Here is a 17,502-nt window from a genome sequence, read left to right as displayed (position 1 = left end):
ATGACTGACAGCCTGCGCGCCGAAGCGCTGCTTGCCGACCTGCCCCGCGAAGGCCGTGGGCGGCTCAAGGTATTTCTCGGTGCTGCGCCCGGCGTGGGCAAGACCTACGCCATGCTGCAGGCCGCCCATGCGCAGCTGCGCATGGGCGTGCCGCTGCGTGCGGGGGTGGTCGAAAGCCATGGTCGCAGCGACACCGAGGCCCTGCTGCTGGGCTTGCCGCAACAGCCGCCACGGCGCCTGCCCTACCGTGGCCTGGAAATCTGCGAGATGGACCTCGACGGTCTGCTGCTCGATCCGCCGAGGCTGGCACTGGTCGACGAGCTGGCGCACAGCAACGCCCCTGGCAGTCGTCACGCCAAGCGCTGGCAGGACGTGCAGGAGCTGCTCACGGCCGGCATCGACGTCTACACCACGGTCAACGTCCAGCACCTGGAGAGCCTCAACGACCGCATCCGCGACATCACCGGGGTGCAGGTGCGTGAAACCGTACCGGACTGGGTGCTGCAGGAAGCCGACGAGATCCAGTTGATCGACCTGCCGCCGCGCGAGCTGCTGGAGCGCCTGCGCGACGGCAAGGTGTACATGCCCGAACAGGCGCGGGCAGCCATCGACGCGTTCTTCTCTCCGACCAACCTGACCGCGCTGCGTGAGCTGGCCATGCAGACCGCTGCCGCACGGGTCGATGCCGATCTCGACCGGCGCTACCGCCAGCTTGGCCAGGCCGCGCCCAGCGTGCTTGGGCGCTTGCTGGTGGGGGTGGACGGCGATGGCGAGGCCGAGCGCCTGGTGCGTCACGCCTGCCGGGTGGCCGAGCGGCGTCATCTGCCCTGGTCGGTGGTGCACGTCAACAGCCGCCAGGCCATGGACGACGTGCAGCGTGGGCGGGTGCAGGCGGCCTTGAGCCTGGCCGAGCGCCTGGGGGGCGAGGTGGTGATCCTGCACGGCGAGTCGGTGGCGCGCACGCTGCTCGAGCATGCCCGCGAGCGGCGTGCCAGCCTGATTCTGGTTGGCAGCAGTGCACGGCGCCTGCGACGGCGCTGGTTCGGCCGTGGTGTCGGCGAGCGCCTGCTGGCGGCGGGGGCCGGACTGGAAGTGAGCGTGCTGGATGCCGAGGCGGGGCAGCCGCACGCCGGGCGTGGCCGGCAACCGGCGCCGCGCTGGCGCGACTATCTGCTGGCGCTGCTGGCGACCGCCGGTGCCACGCTGATCGCCCTCGGGCTGGCGCGGATACTGGAGTTGCCGAACATCTCGCTGGTGTTTCTCGCCGCCGTGCTGCTGGTGGCCGTACGCAGCAGCCTGGGGCCGGCGCTGCTGTGTTCGGGGCTGTCGTTTCTGGTCTACAACTTCCTCTTCATCCCGCCGACCCTGACCCTGCACATCCAGCGTCAGGAGGACGTGCTGACGCTGCTGTTCTTCCTGCTCATGGCCGGCCTGACCGGTAACCTGGCCAGCCGTCAGCGGCGCCAGGTGCAGGCACTGCGCCACATGCAGGGTGAAACCACGGCACTGCTGGAGCTGTCGCGCAAGCTGACCGTCGCCGCTGACCGCCAGGCCGTGCTGGCGGTGGCCGAGCAGCAACTGGGCGGCTGGGCGGAGGTGCAACTGACGCTGCTGTCGCGCATGGCGCAGGGGCCGTGGCAGCACGAGGGTGGCCTGCGCATCGAGCTGTCCGACGCCGAGCGCGCCGCCGCGGACTGGGCCTGGCAGCATGAGCAGCCCGCTGGTCTCGGCACCGACACCTTGCCGGGCAGCCGCTGGTGGTGGTGGCCGCTGTGCGGGGAGGAGGGCGCCTTGCTGCTGCTCGGCCTGCGGACAGCCGCTGGCACGCCGCTGACGGACACGCGCCGCCGGCTGGTCGCCGCGCTCGCTCAGCCGCTGGCACAGGCCCTGGCGCGCGCGCAGTTGGCCGAGGAGCTGGAAGCCGCGCGCCTGCATGGACAGACCGAAGAGTTGCGCAGTGCCTTGCTGGCCTCGGTGTCGCACGACCTGCGTACGCCGCTGACGGCCATGCGCGGTTCCATCGACGCCCTGCTGGCACTGGGCGACGCGATCCCCGCAGCGGATCGCCACGAGCTGCTGGAAGGCACCCGTGATGAGGCCGAACGGCTCGACCGCTATATCCAGAACCTGCTCGACATGACCCGCCTGGGCCATGGCGGGCTCAAGCTGGCGCGTGACTGGGTGGCGCCCAGCGACATCGTCGCCAGCGCCCTGCAGCGCCTGCGCACGGTGCTTGCCCCGCTGCGGGTGCAGTGTGTGCTGCCGGCAGAGCCGCCGCTGCTGTACGTGCATGCGGCGCTGATCGAGCAGGCGCTGGTCAACGTGCTGGAGAACGCTGCGCGTTTCTCGCCGCCGGATGGGCGTCTGCGTGTGTCGCTGGAGTTCGATGAACAGGCGTTGCGTTTCGTCGTCGCCGATCAGGGGCCTGGCATTCCCGAGGCGGAGCGGGTGAAGATCTTCGACATGTTCTACACCGCCGCGCGCGGGGACCGTGGTGGCCAGGGCACGGGGCTGGGCCTGGCCATCTGCCAGGGCATGGTCGGTGCCCACGGTGGCCGCGTCAGCGTCGGCGACGGGCTGGATGGCCGTGGTGCCAGCCTCACCCTGCACCTGCCATTGACCGCGCAACCACAAGCCACCGAGGAAGAGTGATGAGCCAGGGACCGAGCATTCTGCTGATCGACGATGAGGCGCAGATTCGCAAGTTTCTGCGCATCGCCCTCAGTGCTCAGGGCTATCGGGTGCTGGAGGCCGCGAACGGCGAAGACGGTCTGGCCCAGGCGGCCTTGCAGAGCCCGGATGTGGTGGTGCTCGACCTTGGTTTGCCCGATCTCGACGGCCAGCAGGTCCTGCGCCGGCTGCGTGAATGGAGCCAGGTGCCGGTGCTGGTGCTGTCGGTGCGCGCCAGCGAGGGCGAGAAGGTGCTGGCGCTGGACGGCGGCGCCAACGACTACGTGAGCAAGCCCTTCGGTATTCAGGAGTTCCTGGCCCGTGTGCGCGTGCTGCTGCGCCAGGGGCAGGTACGCGAAGCGCTGCCGGCGAACATCGTCTGTGGCGGGCTGAACATCGACCTGGCCTATCGACGGGTCAGCGTGGAGGGCGGCGAAGTCGCCCTGACGCCCAAGGAGTATGCGGTGCTCGCCCTGCTTGGCCAGCACCTCGGGCGCGTGGTGACGCAGCAGCAGCTGCTGCGCGACATCTGGGGGCCGAGCCACGTCGGTGACAGCCACTACCTGCGCGTGGTGGTCGGTCATCTGCGACAGAAGCTGGGTGACGATCCGGCCGCGCCCCGCTACCTGATCACCGAGGCGGGCGTGGGCTACCGCCTGAGGGGCGATTGAGCGGCGCTGGACGCCGCCGCCAGTGAGGCCAGCGGCGGCTCGCGCTCAGGCGCTGAGGCTGAGCTGGCTACCCAGGCTGCCGGCGTCGTTCTGGCTGCTCTGGTAGTGCTGCAGCAGCTTGCCGATCATCTCCGAGACCTGTGGTTCGAGCTCGGGCCTGGGTGGGCGCTGGGCGACGGCCTCGAGCAGGCCGTCCAGCGTCGCGTCGTCGCCTTCGCTACCCTGCGCCAGTTCGAATGACGGGCCGCCAGACGGCGGAGGGGGTGGCGCGAGTGCGCTCAGCTCGTCCAGGTCGAGGCCGCCGTCACCGTCGCTGTCCAGCTCGGCGAGCAGGGCACTGGTGTCCACTGCGCCGTCGTTGGCCAGTGCCGCGAGTTCGTCGGCATCGATGAGGCCGTCACCGTTGGCGTCGAGCTGGGCGAACATGTCCTCGGGGTTGGGCCCGCCCGGTGGCGGCGGAGGCGGCGGTGCGAGTGCGGCGATCTCGTCGCTGTCGAGGCTGCCATCGCCATTGCCATCGAGTTGGCTGAACAGCTCGTCGATGTCGATGCTCAGGCTGCTGTCGTTTTCCTGTGCGGCGCTGAGCATGCTGCTCAGTTCTTCCTTGGCGACGCTGCCGTCACCGTCGCTGTCGAGCAGGCTGAACAGCTTCTCCTGCATGTTGGCCGGGCCTCCGGCGCAGCTTCCGCTGCTGGCGGTGCTGCGCTGGGTGCTGGCGTAAGTCGAGCTGTAGGCGTAGCCCGAGTAACTGCTGACACCACTGATCATGAGCGTTGCTCCCATGGTTGGCTGGCTGAAGAGGCTTCTTCAGCCATGGCAGGTTCAGGGGCGCTTATGTACGGGGTGTGTGGACTTTGTATCAGGCAGGACACGTGAGCGCGCGTGGCAGGCGCAGTATGGCCGTCAGGCCGCCGCCGGGGGTTTCTTCCAGGTGGATGTCGCCGCCCTGGCGTTGTGCCGCCTCGCGGGCGATGGTCAGCCCCAGGCCCACGCCGCCGGAGTTGCGATTGCGCGAGCCTTCCACGCGGTAGAACGCCTCGAACACGCTTTCCCGCAAGGCCGGCGCGATGCCCGGGCCGTAGTCGATGACGCGTACCTCGACCCACTCGGCGCCGTCGCGCAGTTCGATCTCGGCATGCTCGGCGTAGCGCAGGGCATTCTCCACCAGGTTGTTGATGCACGAGCGCAGTGCCACCGGGCGCGCCTGCAGGGGCGCGCACTGGCCCCGGACGCCGACATCCTCGCCGCGTTCGCAGGCGTCTTCGGCCAGCGCTTCGACCAGCGCCTGGATATCCAGGTTCTGCGCTTGCTCGGCGTTGTGCAGCTGGCGCAGGTAGCCGAGCGTGGCATCGAGCATCTCGGTCATCTCGGCCAGGTCCAGGGCCATGCGCTCGCGCACCTGCGCATCGGGGATCTGTTCCAGGCGCAGTTTCAGGCGGGCCAGCGGCGTGCGCAGATCGTGCGACACCGCTGCCAGCATGCGCGTGCGCTGCTGCACCTGACCGCGAATGCGCTGCTGCATCTGGTTGAAGGCTTGGGCGGCCTGGCGTGTCTCGCGAGGCCCGGCCAGTGGCAGCGGAGGGCTGTCGAGGTCGTCGGCCAGCTGTTCGGCTGCCTCGGCCAGGTGGCGGATCGGCCGGCTGAGCAGGCGCGCGCAGTACCAGGCCGCGAGCAGCAGGGTGATCAGCTGAAAGCCGAAGACGATCAGCGGGCCATCGAGTCGTGGCGGGGGAGGGCCGGCCTCGGGCGGCGGCAGGCCGTCCAGCGCCATGTGCGGCGGAGGCGGCGGTGGCGGGGGCGCGCCGTAACGGCCGAACCAGGCGAAGGCCAGTGCATGGGCCAGCACGATGGCGATCAGGAACACGCCGAGCAGGCGTGCGAACAGGCTGTCGGGGCGCGCCATCAGCGGATCTCGGCAACGTCGAGCAGGTAGCCTTCGCCGCGCACGGTCTTGATCAGGTTGGGGTTGCGCGAGTCGTCGCCGAGCTTCTGGCGCAGCCGTGAGACCAGCAGGTCGATGCTGCGGTCGAAGGCCTCGATGGCACGGCCACGGGCGGCGTCGAGCAATTGCTCACGGCTGAGCACCCGCCTCGGGCGCTCGAGGAAGGCCCAGAGCAGGCGGAATTCGGCGTTCGACAGGGGCACCACCAGCCCGTTCGGCGCCTGCAGCTGGCGTAGCACGCTGTGCAGCGTCCAGTCGGCGAAGCGCAGTTGCGACGGTGGTTCGTCCCGTGGTGTGTCACGCCCATCGCGCACCCGGCGCAGGATGCTCTGGATGCGCGCCACCAGTTCGCGCGGTTCGAACGGCTTGGCCATGTAGTCGTCGGCACCCAGCTCCAGGCCGATGATGCGGTCGGCCGGTTCGCAGCGGGCGGTGAGCATGAGGATCGGGATATCGGACGTGGCGCGCAGCTCGCGGCACAGGCTCAGGCCATCTTCGCCGGGCAGCATCAGGTCGAGAATCACCGCGTCGAAGTGCCCCCCGGCCAGGGCCAGGCGCATGGCCGCGCCATTGCCAACCGCCTCGCTGGTGATGTTGAAGCGCGTCAGGTAGCCGCCAAGCAGCTCGCGCAGCTCTTCGTTGTCGTCGACGAGCAGCACGCGCGTGGTACGGGGTGTGGCTTCGGTCTGGGTCGTGTCATGCACCAGGGACGGCTCCATCGGCAACGGAAGATACCGGGGCGCCAACGCCCCGTGAGAGTCTCGGTGATCGGCGTATCCGGAACGTGTCGGTAATGTATCGGCGATGATACAAAGCCGCGCTGCGTTGCGCTGTCACACGGATCGACCGGTGATCGGCGAGGGCCTTTTTAAATTCCATAAAAGAATAAATAAATCATTATTTATTCTTTTTGTTTTGGTTTGTTCCTGGGCAATAGTGAGCGCCACAGCACGCCGCTACCAAGGAGCATCAGCATGAGCATTCGCCTGGGCGATATCGCCCCCGACTTCGAGCAGGATTCCAGCGCAGGCCGTATCCGCTTCCATCAGTGGCTGGGTGACAGCTGGGGCATCCTCTTTTCCCACCCGGCCGACTTCACCCCGGTGTGCACCACCGAGCTGGGCTTCACGGCCAGGCTCGAGGACGAATTCGCCAAGCGCGGCGTCAAGGCCATCGCCCTGTCGGTCGACCCGGTTGACTCGCACCTGAAGTGGATCGACGACATCAACGAGACGCAGCACACCGCCGTCAACTTCCCGATCATCGCCGATGCCGACCGCAGGGTCTCCGACCTCTATGACCTGATTCACCCGAACGCCAGCGACACCCTGACGGTGCGCTCGCTGTTCGTGATCGACCCGGACAAGAAGGTGCGCCTGACCATCACCTACCCGGCCAGCACCGGGCGCAACTTCAACGAGATCCTGCGGGTGGTCGATTCGCTGCAGCTGACCGACACCTATAAGGTGGCCACTCCGGCCAACTGGCAGGACGGTGACGAGGTGGTGATCGTGCCGTCGCTGAAGGACGAAGCCGAACTCAGGCAGCGCTTCCCGAAAGGTTACCTTGCGCTGAAGCCCTATCTGCGTCTGACCCCGCAACCGAATCGCTGAGGGCCGAGCATGCACGTCGTGTTGCTCTCCGGCAGCCCTGCGGCGCGTTCGCGCACCGAGGTGCTGCTGGATCATGTGCGCCAGCGTCTGCACGCGCAGCGGGTCGAGGTCACGTTGCTGCGGGTGCGCGACTTTCCCGCCGAGGAGCTGTTGCATGCGCACTTCGACGGCCCGTCTGCCCGGCATCTGCAGGCGCTGGTGGCCAGTGCCGACGGCCTGGTGGTCGGCACGCCGGTGTACAAGGCGTCGTTCAGCGGGGCGTTGAAGGTGGTGCTGGACCTGCTGCCCGAGCGTGCCCTGGCGAACAAGGTGGTGCTGCCTCTGGCCAGTGGCGGCAGCCCGGCGCATCTGCTGGCGGTGGATTACGCGCTCAAGCCGGTGCTGGCGGCGTTGAAGGCTCAGGAGATGCTCAGCGGCGTGTACGCCGTGGACCGACAGATCGCCTACCCGGAAGCGGGCCGGCCGGCGCAGATCGCCGATGAACTGCGCGAGCGCCTCGATGAGGCCCTGGATCAGCTGCAGGCAGCCCTGGCGCGACGGCCGCAACCGCTTGACCCGAACCTGTTGAACGACCGGCTGGTGAACGCCCGCTGGAGCATCTGAACCACCCGCAACACCCCGCCTCACTCGCCCGCCAACGGGCAAGCAGGCCCACACTCAATCTGCAAAGGAGGTCGCCATGGGCGCCAACACTTTGCGTCGGAGTCTGGTCGCCCTGTTTGCCGCGACCCTGACCTTCGGCGCCATCCATGTACAGGCCGAGACGCTGCGTATCGGTTACCAGAAGTACGGCACCCTGGTGCTGCTCAAGTCCAGTGGTGCGCTGGAGAAACGCCTGGCCGAGCAGGGCGTCAGCGTGCAATGGACGGAGTTTCCCGCCGGGCCGCAACTGCTCGAAGGGCTGAACGTAGGCTCCATCGACTTCGGCACCACGGGCGAAACCCCGCCGGTATTCGCCCAGGCCGCTGGTGCCGACCTGCTCTACGTCGCGTTCGAGCCGCCGGCTCCGCACAGCGAGGCGATTCTCGTACGGCAGGATTCGCCGATCGTGACGGTGGCCGACCTCAAGGGCAGGAAAGTCGCCCTGAACAAGGGCTCCAACGTGCACTACCTGCTGGTGCGTGCGCTGCAGGAGGCCGGCCTGAGCATCCACGACATCACCCCGGTGTACCTGCCCCCTGCCGATGCCCGGGCCGCCTTCGAGCGCGGCAGCGTCGACGCCTGGGTGATCTGGGATCCCTTCCAGGCCGCCGCCGAACAGCAACTGCAGGCGCGTGCGCTGCGCGATGGCAGTGGCCTGGTGGACAACCACCAGTTCTACCTGGCGACCCGTGGTTTCGCCACAAAGCACCCGCAGGTACTCAGTGCCCTGGTCGAGGAGATTCGCGGCGTGGGTGGCTGGGTCCAGGACAACCCCGAGGAGGCGACCCGGCAGGTCGCGCCGCTGATCGGCCTGCCGTCGGAAGTTACCCGCCAGGCCGTCGAGCGCCAGGGCTATGGGGCGCGGTTCATCACGCCGCAGGTGGTCGAGGCGCAGCAGAAGATCGCCGACACCTTCACCGAGCTGAAGCTGATTCCCAGGCCACTGAACATCGGGTCGGTGATCTGGAGTCCACCCGCCAAGGTGGCCCAGGCCCGCTAGGCCCGCCGCCCGGATACAAGCCGGGCGGTAGCGCAGATTTCCCCGGACTGCATCCGGGCTACGACGACTTCCCAAGAAGGAGACCATTGCATGAGCCTCGATATCTTCTGGTTCCTGCCTACCCATGGTGACGGCAAGTACCTGGGCACCGCCGAAGGTGCCCGTGCCGTCGATCACGGCTACCTCAGCCAGATTGCCCAGGCGGCCGATCGCCTCGGCTATGGCGGCGTGCTGATTCCCACCGGGCGTTCCTGCGAGGACTCCTGGCTGGTGGCGGCATCCCTGATACCGCTCACGCAGCGGCTGAAATTTCTCGTTGCGCTGCGCCCCGGGATCATCTCGCCCACCGTGGCGGCACGGCAGGCGGCGACCCTGGATCGTCTGTCGAACGGTCGTGCGCTGTTCAACCTGGTGACCGGCGGCGACCCGGAGGAGCTGGCTGGAGACGGCCTGCACCTGTCGCACGCCGAGCGCTACCAGGCGGCTGTCGAGTTCACCCGCATCTGGCGCCGTGTGCTGGAGGGCGAAAACGTCGACTACGACGGCGCTCATATCCAGGTCTCGGGCGCCAGGTTGCTCTACCCGCCGCTGCAGCAGCCGCGCCCGCCACTGTACTTCGGCGGCTCTTCCGATGCCGCGCAGGAGCTGGCTGCCGAGCAGGTCGAGCTGTACCTGACCTGGGGCGAGCCGCCGGCGGCCGTAGCCGAGAAGATCGCCCAGGTGCGTGCGAAGGCGGCTGCCCACGGACGCGAGGTGCGTTTCGGCATTCGTCTGCACGTGATCGTGCGCGAGACCAGCGCAGAAGCCTGGGCGGCGGCGGAGCGCCTGATCAGCCATCTGGAGCAGGACACCATCGATCGTGCCCAGGCCTCGCTGGCGCGCTTCGACTCGGTGGGCCAGCAGCGCATGGCCGCGCTGCATGGTGGCAGTCGCGACAACCTGGAGGTCTCGCCCAATCTCTGGGCCGGGGTCGGCCTGGTGCGCGGTGGCGCCGGCACTGCCCTGGTCGGCGATGGTCCGACCGTCGCGGCAAGAGTCAAGGAGTACGCCGCGCTGGGCATCGACACCTTCATCTTCTCCGGCTACCCGCATCTGGAGGAGTCGTACCGGGTGGCCGAGCTGCTCTTTCCGCATCTGGACGTGGCCCGGCCAGAGCGTCCGGAAAGCCGCGATTACGTCAGCCCGTTCGGCGAAATGATCTCCAGCGACATCCTGCCGAAGGCCGCTTCGGCGAGCTGAGGGTGGCGCAGGCACAGGTTTTCCCGGATTGCATCCGGAGTACATCGACCCTCTCTCCCAACCCCCGCTTTGCGTCCCAGCCCTTCGCAGCGTTCAGGGCGCTTCAGCGGGCGAAGCGGGAGAGGGGAGCCGAGCCGTGCTCCAGCCGAACCAGCGGCGCCGATCAGCCCCCTCTCCCATTCATGGGAGAGGGTTGGGGAGAGGGCGCTTTTTGATCCCGTAGCCCGGATGCAATCCGGGGAATACAGAGGCTACACAAGTTATCGAGGCAGAAAATGAGCAACACGACCCTTCACAAACTGGCCCTGCGCGCCGCGCCCTGGGCCCTGCCGCTGGCGCTGCTGGCGGCCTGGCAGCTGGCGGCCGGCAACGGCCTGTTATCCAGCCGCATCCTGCCGGCCCCTGGTGCCGTGCTGGAGGCCGGCTGGCAACTGCTGGTCAGCGGCGAGATCTGGCGCCACCTGGCCGTGAGCGGCCAGCGCGCGGCCAGCGGCTTCCTCATCGGCGGTGCGATCGGCCTGCTGCTGGGCTTCGTCACCGGCCTGTCGCAATGGGGCGAGCGCTTTCTCGACAGTTCGGTGCAGATGATCCGCAACGTGCCGCACCTGGCGCTGATTCCGCTGGTGATCCTCTGGTTCGGCATCGACGAGGCGGCCAAGATCTTTCTGGTCGCGCTGGGCACGCTGTTTCCCATCTATTTGAATACCTACCACGGGATCCGCAACGTCGACCCGGCGCTGGTGGAAATGGCGCGCAGCTATGGCCTGTCCGGTTTCGCCCTGTTCCGCCAGGTGATCCTGCCTGGCGCGCTGCCGGCGATCCTGGTCGGTGTGCGCTTCGCCCTCGGCTTCATGTGGCTGACGCTGATCGTCGCGGAAACCATCTCGGCCAATAGCGGCATCGGCTACCTGGCGATGAATGCCCGCGAGTTCCTGCAGACCGATGTGGTGGTGCTGGCGATCCTGCTCTATGCGGTGCTCGGCAAGCTGGCCGACGTCGCGGCGCGTGGTCTCGAGCGCGTGTGGCTGAGCTGGCATCCGGCCTATCAGGCCAAGGCAGGTGGCCAATGACGGTGCTGCATGCCATTCGCCAGGGTATTGCCCTCGCCATCGAGCGGATCGAGAAATCCTTCAGCGGGCGTCAGGTACTCAAGGACATCGACCTGCAGATTCCCGCTGGCCAGTTCGTTGCGGTGGTCGGCCGCAGTGGCTGTGGCAAGAGCACGCTGCTGCGCCTGCTGGCGGGGCTGGAGCGGCCCGGCGGTGGCCAGCTGCGGGCCGACGGAGGCGCGCTCGACGCGCTGCGCCAGGATGTTCGCCTGATGTTTCAGGACGCGCGTCTGCTGCCCTGGAAGCGGGTGATCGACAACGTCGGCCTGGGCCTCTCCGGTCTCTGGCGCGAGCAGGCCGAGGTGGCGCTGGCGGCGGTCGGCCTGGCCGATCGTGGCAATGAATGGCCGGCGGCGCTGTCCGGTGGGCAGAAGCAGCGCGTAGCCCTGGCGCGGGCGCTGATCCATCGTCCCCGTCTGCTGCTGCTCGACGAGCCGCTCGGTGCGCTGGATGCACTGACCCGCATCGAGATGCAGCGCCTGATCGAGCGCCTGTGGCAGCAGCACGGCTTCACCGTGCTGCTGGTGACCCATGACGTCGCCGAGGCCGTGGCGATGGCGGATCGGGTGATCCTGATCGAGGACGGCCGGATCGGCCTCGATCTCGACGTGCAACTGGCCCGCCCGCGTCCGCATGGTTCGCCGCAGCTGGCGGCGCTGGAGGCACAGGTGCTCGAGCGTGTGCTGGCGCTACCGGAGTTGCCGGTGCCGGCGCCGCCCCTTTCACCCCTGCCCACGCAACTGCGCTGGGCGCAGTGAAGCAGCGGCAAGTCACAAGCTTCAAGCAGGAACAGCACGCGTTTACTTGCGGCTCGGAGCTTGCCGCTTGCCGCTCATTTTCGACCCCAGGAGAAAAAAACATGACCATCAAAGCCATCAATGTGCGCAACCAGTTCAAGGGCACCATCAAGGAGATCGTCCTGGGTGACGTGCTCTCGGAAATCGATGTGCAGACCGCTGCCGGTCTCGTCACGTCGGTGATCACCACCCGTTCCGTGCGCGAACTGGAGCTGCAGGTCGGCAGCGAAGTGATCGCCTTCGTCAAATCCACCGAGGTGTCCATCGCCAAACTGTGAGGTGCCCCAGCCGGCCTCGGGTCTGGAGGCCGGCTATTGGCTGATGCTTTTGGTTATAAATCGAGAATTAAAAGATATTTTTCAGCTATAAGATTTTTCTGCAGAATCGCGCCATCAAATAGCCTGCCCGCAGGTTCCTCTTTCGATAAGGACGCCTTAGATGCTGAAGAAGATCGTTCTGGCCACCGTGGCCAGCGCCACCCTGCTGACCGGCTCGCTGAGCCATGCCGCGGCCGATACGCCATTCCACAACGCTTCCTACGACATTGCCCGCGAGCTGTTCGGCGAGATCAACCCCAGGTTCGTCGAGTACTGGAAGGAACAGTCCGGCAAGGACGTGAAGATCATCCAGTCCTTCGCCGGGACCTCGCGTCAGGCGCAGGACATCATCCAGGGCAAGAAGGTCGACGTGGTGACCTTCAACCAGGTGACCGACGTGGACATCCTGGCCAAGCGTGGTCTGCTGCGCAAGGACTGGGCCAAGCAGTTCCCCAACAACAGCTCGCCCTACTACAGCACCACCGCATTCCTGGTCCGCGAGGGCAACCCGAAGAACATCAAGGGCTGGGACGACCTGATCCGCGATGACGTCAAGCTGGTGTTCCCCAACCCGAAGACCTCCGGCAACGCCCGCTACAGCTACCTGGCGGCCTGGCTGTTCGCCAACGAGAAATTCAAGGGTGACGAGGCGAAGATCAAGGCTTTCGTCGGCAAGCTGCTGCACAACGTCGAGAACTTCCCCACCGGCGGTCGTGGTGCCACCGTGGCCTTCGCCCAGAACGGCCAGGGCGACGTGCTGCTGACCTTCGAGTCGGAAGTGATCAACATCGCCAAGGGCGACGAGTTCAAGTCCGCCAACCTGCAGATCGTGGTGCCGGAAGTCAGCGTGCTGGCCGAGTTCCCGGTGGCCATCGTCGACAAGGTGGCTGACGAGCGCGGCACCCGCGAGCAGGCCAAGGCCTTCCTCGACTTCCAGTACAGCAAGGACATCCAGCAACTGCTGACCACCTACAACTACCGTGTGCACAACCCGGAAGTGGTCGAGGCGACCAAGGCCCAGTTCGCCCCGGTACGCCTGATCAACCCCAACGATGTGCTGGGCAGCTGGGATGACATCACCGCCAAGCACTTCGACAACGGTGGTATTCTTGACCAACTCTTGGCTGAGGGCCGTTGATACTCGCCCTCGACAGCCGATTTTCAGGTTCGTTGGCCGCCTTCTTGGCGGCCAACTGCATTTGTAGAGCCGAGCTTCTTCGTGAGTAGATCGACGCTGTTCTTCCTGCAGACTCCGCTGTTGCCGGGCTTCGGCCTGAGCTTTGGCGTCAGCGTGCTGTACCTCTCCCTGGTCATCCTGCTGCCGCTGTCGGCGTTGCTCCTGTATGTCAGCGACATGACCTGGGCGCAGTACTGGTTCGCGATCAGCGACCCGCGCGTGGTGCAGACCTACAAGGTGACCATTTCCGCGGCCTTCTTCTCGACCCTGGCGGTGCTGGTGATCGGGCTGCTGCTGGCCTGGATCATCACCCGCTACGACTTTCCCGGTCGTCGCATCGTCGACGCGCTGATCGACCTGCCGTTCGCCCTGCCCACGTCGGTGGCCGGCCTGACCCTGGCCACGCTGCTGGTGCCCAACGGCTGGATCGGCCAGTGGCTCGGTTTCAAGGTGGCCTATGCCTATGCGGGGATCATCGTGGCGATGGTCTTCACCAGCATTCCCTTCGTCGTGCGCACCGTGCAGCCGGTGCTGCAGGACCTGGGCGCGGAGTACGAAGAGGCCGCGCGCACCCTGGGTGCCAACCGCCTGCAGACCTTCCGCCATGTGGTGCTGCCGACGCTGACGCCGGCGCTGGTCACCGGCGGCTCGCAGGCCTTCATTCGCAGCCTCGGCGAGTTCGGTGCGGTGATCATGATCGCCGGTAATATCCCCTACAAGACGGAGGTCAGTTCGCTGATGATTTTCGTCCGTCTGCAGGAGTTCAACTACCCGGCGGCCGCAGCCATCGCCTCGGTGATCCTGCTGGCGTCGCTGACGCTTCTGTTCATCCTGCAGGTCGTGCAGGGACGTCTGTTCGCATGGCAACGGCAAGGTCGATGAAAAAACCTCAAGATTGGCGCCAGTGGGCGCTGGTGCTGTCCGGCCTGGCCGTGGTGGCGTTGATCCTGCTGGTGCCGCTGGCGCTGATCTTCACCAAGGCGCTGGCGGGTGGCCTGGAGTTGCTGTGGAGCAACCTGGGCGAAGACTACATGCTGCATGCCATCGGCCTGACCCTGTTCGTCGCCGCCATCACCGTGCCGCTGAACCTGTGCTTCGGCATCTGCCTGGCCTGGTGCGTGACGCATTACGACTTTCGTGGGCGCAAGCTGCTGACCACGCTGATCGACATTCCCTATGCGGTGTCGCCGGTGGTCGCCGGCCTCTGCTACCTGGTGGTGTACGGCCTGGAGAGCTTCATCGGGCGCTGGTTCTACGATAACGGCATGCAGCTGATGTTCGCCTGGCCGGGCATCGTCATGGTCACGGTGTTCGTCACCGCGCCATACGTGGCGCGCATCCTGATTCCGGTGATGCAGGCGCAGGGCCAGGACGAGGAAACCGCCGCCATGTGCCTCGGCGCCAGCGGCTGGCAGATCTTCCGGCGCATCAGCCTGCCCAAGATCAAGTGGGCGCTGCTGTACGGCGTGGTGGTGACCAACGCCCGTGCGGTGGGCGAGTTCGGCGCGGTATCGGTGGTGTCCGGCACCATCATCAACCAGACCCTGACCCTGCCGTTGCTGGTCGATCAGCTCAACAACGACTACAAGCCGGCCGCCGCCTTCACCGCTGCGGGCCTGCTGGCGTGCATGGCGCTGCTCACCCTGTTGCTGAAGACCTTCATGGAGTGGCGGCAGCGCAAGCTGATGCAGCGCGCCGAGGCCTGATCGCGGGGGCGTTGTGGTGGATGTGCAACGCGGCGTCCACCTGGCCTTCAATCGCGGCTGAAGCCGCTCCCACGATGCTGTGGTGTTGCGGTAGAGCAGCGTCAGCAGGGGTTGTCCGCGATGCTCTTGCTCTGCGTTCAGCGCCGATTACGTTCGCCGTTTGCGGTTGCGCTGACCTCTTTGGTGGATGTGAAGAGCGACATCCACCCTACGGATCGAGGTCTTGCGCCAGGCGCCGTCGCCTGTAGGAGCGGCTTCAGCCGCGATGCACTTGCGCTGCGCTCAGGAGCCGATTACGCCCGCCACTTGTGGTTGCGCTGACCCCTTTGGTGGATGTGAAGAGCGACATCCACCCTACGGATCGAGGCCTTGCGCCAGACGCCGCCTCCCGTAGGAGCGGCTTCAGCCGCGATGCATTTGCGCTGCGTTCAGCGCCGATTACGTCCGCCATTTGCGGTTGCGCTGATCCCTTTGGTGGATGTGAAGGGCGACATCCACCCTACGGATCGAGGCCTTGCGCCAGGCGCCGTCGCCTGTAGGAGCGGCTTCAGCCGCGATGCTCTTCCGGCGTGGCGACCTGCACCTGGTTGCGCCCGCCATGCTTGGCGGCGTACAGCGCCTTGTCCGCGCGCTCGCGCAGTTGCTCGGCGTCGCTGTTGACGTCGGTCCCGGCAATGCCGGCGCTCAGGGTCACGGAGAACTCGCCGCCGTCGGCGATGAAGCGCAGTTCGGCGAAGCGCTGGCGAATCTCGTCGACGATCAGCCGCGCCTGCTCCGGCGAGCAGTCGGGCAGCACTGCGAGAAACTCCTCGCCACCGTAGCGTCCCAGGCTGTCGATGCGCCGCAGCCGCTGGCGCAGCAGGTTGGCCAATGCGCGGATGACGTTGTCGCCGGCGGCGTGGCCGTGGTCGTCGTTGACCCGCTTGAAGTGGTCGATGTCGAGCATCACCACGCTGGTGCGGTCGCCGCTGCGCAGCGAGCGTTCCAGTTCGATGGCCACCTGCTCCTTGATATCCGCGTGCTTGAGCAGGCCGGTCAGGCTGTCGCGGGCCAGGGCGATGGACAGCAGGCGCGCACGCTGGGCACGGGAAAACACCGTGGCGACCAGCGCGTTGTCGGAAATGGGCTTGGTGATGAAGTCGTCACCGGCCTTGATCAGGGCGTTCATCTGCTTGCTGATGTCGGTCTCCGCCGACAGGTAGATGATCGGAATGCGCAGCCAGTCGTCGTTGCAGCGGATGATCTGCGCCAGCTCGGGGCCGCTGCAGTCCGGCATGTTGACGTCGAGCAGCACCACTTCCGGGTTGAAGTCGCGCAGGTGGGCGAAGATCTGCGCTGGTTCGCTGAGGATCTCCACCAGCATGCCCGCATCGCGCAGCACCAGGCTGTAGCGGCTGGCCAGGTCCTGGTCGTCGTCGGCGATCAGCACGCGGTACGGCTCGCCGCTCTGCTGGGAGAAACAGCGCTCCAGGCGGCTTTCCAGCTGGGGTATGTCCACGGGCTTGCTGAACAGCCCCATGGCCCCGGCGCGAACGGCCTGCAGCTGGGTGGCGAAGTCGTCCTGCTGGTCGGTGAGCACCAGCAGCGGCAGCGGCTCTTCCAGGCGCTCGCGCAACTGGCTGGCGTAGTGCAGCCCGCAGCTGGCCTCGCCGGGCAGCTTGGCGTCGATGATCAGGGCGTCGGGTGTCTGCTGCTGCAGGGCCGCGTCGAGGCCGGCGATGGAATTGAAGTGCTCGGCCTGGTAACCGAAGTTGTTCAGCGTCTGGCGCATGCTCTCGCCAATGGCCGCTTCACCCTCGAGGATGTAGATGGTGCGGCTGCCATCCTCGTGGCGGGGGGGCTTGCGTCCGCTCTCGCTCGTCTCGCTGCTGGCGCTGGCGTTGATGGGCTGTTCGCCGAGCGCCTGCAGGGCGCTGATGAAGTCGTTGAGCCCCTGTTGCTGGCGCGACTGGCGTTCCATCCAGCGTTCGGCATGTTGTTCCAGCTCACGCGCCTGCTGGCCGAGCTGGGTGAAACCGAAGGTGCCGGCGCTGCCGGCCAGGCGGTGCAACTGGTGGCGCAGCTCCAGCAGCACCCGCTTGCGCTCGACGTCGTCGGCCTCCAGCAGCAGGCCGCCCAGTTGCGCCAGGTGCGGCAGCTCCTGGCGCAGGCGCTCGCTGAACTGCTGGCTGAGCTGTTGCAGGTGCTGCTGCAAGGCCTGGGGTACGGCGCTGCCCTCGTGTTTATCCATGGCGCTGGTTCCAGATGTCCCGGACCTGGGCCGCGAGCTGCATGGGGTCGAAGGGTTTGATGATCACCCCATGGGCGCCCAGGCTGCGGTAGTGGGCAACTTCATCGGGCTGCACCTTGGCGGTCATGAAGGCGACCGGGATCTGCTCGGTGTTGACCAGTTGACCGAGCAGCTCCAGCGTCTTCGGACCGTCCATGCCGGGCATCATCACGTCCAGCAGGATGAAGTCGGGCGCAAAGCCCTGTACCTGGTCGAGGGCGTCCTGGCCGCTGGCGCAGGTCAGCACCTGAAAGCCGCCTACGGCTTCCAGGGCTACCTTGGCCACGGCCTGGATCGAGGGGTCGTCCTCGACGTGCAGGATGCGCTTGAGCTCGGTCATCGGCGGTACC

General features: G+C 66.8%; 17 protein-coding genes. 12 read left to right on the top strand and 5 right to left on the bottom strand.

The annotated features are described in order from the left end of the window. Both E4487_RS14210 and E4487_RS14205 read left to right on the top strand, forming a co-directional pair. Entirely contained in the window at positions 1 to 2,652 is a 2,652-nt protein-coding gene (locus E4487_RS14210; protein ID WP_175253677.1) for a sensor histidine kinase KdpD, read from the top strand. Beyond that, the gene (locus E4487_RS14205; protein WP_150606974.1) at positions 2,652 to 3,341 is read left to right on the top strand and encodes a response regulator; all 690 of its coding nucleotides are present in this window, start codon (positions 2,652 to 2,654) and stop codon (positions 3,339 to 3,341) included. Before E4487_RS14210 ends, E4487_RS14205 begins: the two co-directional genes overlap by 1 nt. Before the next feature lie 45 nt (positions 3,342 to 3,386). On the opposite strand, the gene xopAW is transcribed toward E4487_RS14205, so the two are convergent. From xopAW to E4487_RS14190, 3 genes are all read right to left on the bottom strand, one after another. After that, on the bottom strand, positions 3,387 to 4,109 hold the full coding sequence (gene xopAW, locus E4487_RS14200) for a XopAW family type III secretion system calcium-binding effector (RefSeq protein WP_175253676.1): 723 nt from the start codon (positions 4,107 to 4,109) through the stop codon (positions 3,387 to 3,389). Positions 4,110 to 4,200: 91 nt separating this feature from the next. Continuing rightward, on the bottom strand, positions 4,201 to 5,247 hold the full coding sequence (locus tag E4487_RS14195) for an ATP-binding protein (RefSeq protein WP_175253743.1): 1,047 nt from the start codon (positions 5,245 to 5,247) through the stop codon (positions 4,201 to 4,203). Then, positions 5,244 to 6,002, bottom strand: a complete 759-nt coding sequence (locus E4487_RS14190; RefSeq protein WP_175253675.1) for a response regulator — start codon at positions 6,000 to 6,002, stop codon at positions 5,244 to 5,246. Before E4487_RS14190 ends, E4487_RS14195 begins: the two co-directional genes overlap by 4 nt. Before the next feature lie 255 nt (positions 6,003 to 6,257). Here E4487_RS14190 and E4487_RS14185 point away from each other — a divergent pair, with 255 nt between their 5' ends. The 10 genes from E4487_RS14185 (at position 6,258) to cysW (ending at position 14,883) form a co-directional block, all read left to right on the top strand. After that, complete coding sequence (locus E4487_RS14185; RefSeq protein WP_037051366.1) at positions 6,258 to 6,896, top strand: peroxiredoxin; 639 nt, start codon at positions 6,258 to 6,260, stop codon at positions 6,894 to 6,896. A 9-nt stretch (positions 6,897 to 6,905) separates the two neighbouring features. Continuing rightward, a complete protein-coding gene (ssuE, locus tag E4487_RS14180) occupies positions 6,906 to 7,499 on the top strand; it encodes an NADPH-dependent FMN reductase (RefSeq protein WP_037051368.1) in 594 nt (197 codons plus the stop codon). A gap of 76 nt (positions 7,500 to 7,575) precedes the next feature. Further along, complete coding sequence (locus E4487_RS14175) at positions 7,576 to 8,538, top strand: sulfonate ABC transporter substrate-binding protein (RefSeq protein WP_175253674.1); 963 nt, start codon at positions 7,576 to 7,578, stop codon at positions 8,536 to 8,538. A gap of 90 nt (positions 8,539 to 8,628) precedes the next feature. After that, positions 8,629 to 9,777, top strand: coding sequence for an FMNH2-dependent alkanesulfonate monooxygenase (gene ssuD, locus E4487_RS14170; protein WP_175253673.1), 1,149 nt, complete (start codon positions 8,629 to 8,631; stop codon positions 9,775 to 9,777). Positions 9,778 to 10,052: 275 nt separating this feature from the next. Then, positions 10,053 to 10,847, top strand: coding sequence for an aliphatic sulfonate ABC transporter permease SsuC (gene ssuC, locus E4487_RS14165; protein ID WP_134678309.1), 795 nt, complete (start codon positions 10,053 to 10,055; stop codon positions 10,845 to 10,847). Next, positions 10,844 to 11,644, top strand: coding sequence for an aliphatic sulfonates ABC transporter ATP-binding protein (gene ssuB, locus E4487_RS14160; protein ID WP_175253672.1), 801 nt, complete (start codon positions 10,844 to 10,846; stop codon positions 11,642 to 11,644). Before ssuC ends, ssuB begins: the two co-directional genes overlap by 4 nt. 101 nt (positions 11,645 to 11,745) lie before the next feature. Further along, positions 11,746 to 11,961: a molybdopterin-binding protein gene (locus tag E4487_RS14155; protein ID WP_037051381.1), complete on the top strand. Its 216-nt coding sequence runs from the start codon at positions 11,746 to 11,748 to the stop codon at positions 11,959 to 11,961. A 160-nt stretch (positions 11,962 to 12,121) separates the two neighbouring features. Beyond that, entirely contained in the window at positions 12,122 to 13,138 is a 1,017-nt protein-coding gene (cysP, locus tag E4487_RS14150; RefSeq protein WP_175253671.1) for a thiosulfate ABC transporter substrate-binding protein CysP, read from the top strand. Between the two features lie 81 nt (positions 13,139 to 13,219). Then, a complete protein-coding gene (gene cysT / locus E4487_RS14145; protein ID WP_037051386.1) occupies positions 13,220 to 14,059 on the top strand; it encodes a sulfate ABC transporter permease subunit CysT in 840 nt (279 codons plus the stop codon). Further along, entirely contained in the window at positions 14,056 to 14,883 is an 828-nt protein-coding gene (gene cysW / locus E4487_RS14140) for a sulfate ABC transporter permease subunit CysW (RefSeq protein WP_037051388.1), read from the top strand. Before cysT ends, cysW begins: the two co-directional genes overlap by 4 nt. Before the next feature lie 547 nt (positions 14,884 to 15,430). Here the strand turns inward: cysW and E4487_RS14135 are convergent. Both E4487_RS14135 and E4487_RS14130 read right to left on the bottom strand, forming a co-directional pair. Continuing rightward, positions 15,431 to 17,113: a diguanylate cyclase domain-containing protein gene (locus tag E4487_RS14135; protein ID WP_037051389.1), complete on the bottom strand. Its 1,683-nt coding sequence runs from the start codon at positions 17,111 to 17,113 to the stop codon at positions 15,431 to 15,433. Continuing rightward, complete coding sequence (locus E4487_RS14130) at positions 17,106 to 17,492, bottom strand: response regulator (RefSeq protein WP_037051390.1); 387 nt, start codon at positions 17,490 to 17,492, stop codon at positions 17,106 to 17,108. The genes E4487_RS14135 and E4487_RS14130 overlap by 8 nt, the downstream gene beginning before the upstream one ends. Positions 17,493 to 17,502 lie beyond the last annotated feature (10 nt).

It is taken from the genome of Pseudomonas sp. BMW13 (assembly GCF_013357275.1).
In the GTDB taxonomy this organism is placed as follows: Bacteria; Pseudomonadota; Gammaproteobacteria; order Pseudomonadales; family Pseudomonadaceae; genus Aquipseudomonas; species Aquipseudomonas khazarica.
The sequence above is the reverse complement of the archived record's forward strand: the minus strand, read 5'-3'. Positions and strand labels throughout refer to the sequence as shown.

Bases quoted from the DNA above. Each gene is read 5' to 3' on its own strand.
- ssuD (WP_175253673.1), top strand. From the start codon at position 8,629: ATGAGCCTCGATATCTTCTGGTTCCTGCCTACCCATGGTGACGGCAAG.
- E4487_RS14155 (WP_037051381.1), top strand. From the start codon at position 11,746: ATGACCATCAAAGCCATCAATGTGCGCAACCAGTTCAAGGGCACCATC.
- E4487_RS14190 (WP_175253675.1), bottom strand. From the start codon at position 6,002: ATGGAGCCGTCCCTGGTGCATGACACGACCCAGACCGAAGCCACACCC.
- E4487_RS14175 (WP_175253674.1), top strand. From the start codon at position 7,576: ATGGGCGCCAACACTTTGCGTCGGAGTCTGGTCGCCCTGTTTGCCGCG.
- E4487_RS14185 (WP_037051366.1), top strand. From the start codon at position 6,258: ATGAGCATTCGCCTGGGCGATATCGCCCCCGACTTCGAGCAGGATTCC.
- cysP (WP_175253671.1), top strand. From the start codon at position 12,122: ATGCTGAAGAAGATCGTTCTGGCCACCGTGGCCAGCGCCACCCTGCTG.
- ssuC (WP_134678309.1), top strand. From the start codon at position 10,053: ATGAGCAACACGACCCTTCACAAACTGGCCCTGCGCGCCGCGCCCTGG.
- ssuE (WP_037051368.1), top strand. From the start codon at position 6,906: ATGCACGTCGTGTTGCTCTCCGGCAGCCCTGCGGCGCGTTCGCGCACC.
- E4487_RS14210 (WP_175253677.1), top strand. From the start codon at position 1: ATGACTGACAGCCTGCGCGCCGAAGCGCTGCTTGCCGACCTGCCCCGC.
- E4487_RS14130 (WP_037051390.1), bottom strand. From the start codon at position 17,492: ATGACCGAGCTCAAGCGCATCCTGCACGTCGAGGACGACCCCTCGATC.
- cysW (WP_037051388.1), top strand. From the start codon at position 14,056: ATGAAAAAACCTCAAGATTGGCGCCAGTGGGCGCTGGTGCTGTCCGGC.
- E4487_RS14205 (WP_150606974.1), top strand. From the start codon at position 2,652: ATGAGCCAGGGACCGAGCATTCTGCTGATCGACGATGAGGCGCAGATT.
- xopAW (WP_175253676.1), bottom strand. From the start codon at position 4,109: ATGATCAGTGGTGTCAGCAGTTACTCGGGCTACGCCTACAGCTCGACT.
- E4487_RS14135 (WP_037051389.1), bottom strand. From the start codon at position 17,113: ATGGATAAACACGAGGGCAGCGCCGTACCCCAGGCCTTGCAGCAGCAC.
- ssuB (WP_175253672.1), top strand. From the start codon at position 10,844: ATGACGGTGCTGCATGCCATTCGCCAGGGTATTGCCCTCGCCATCGAG.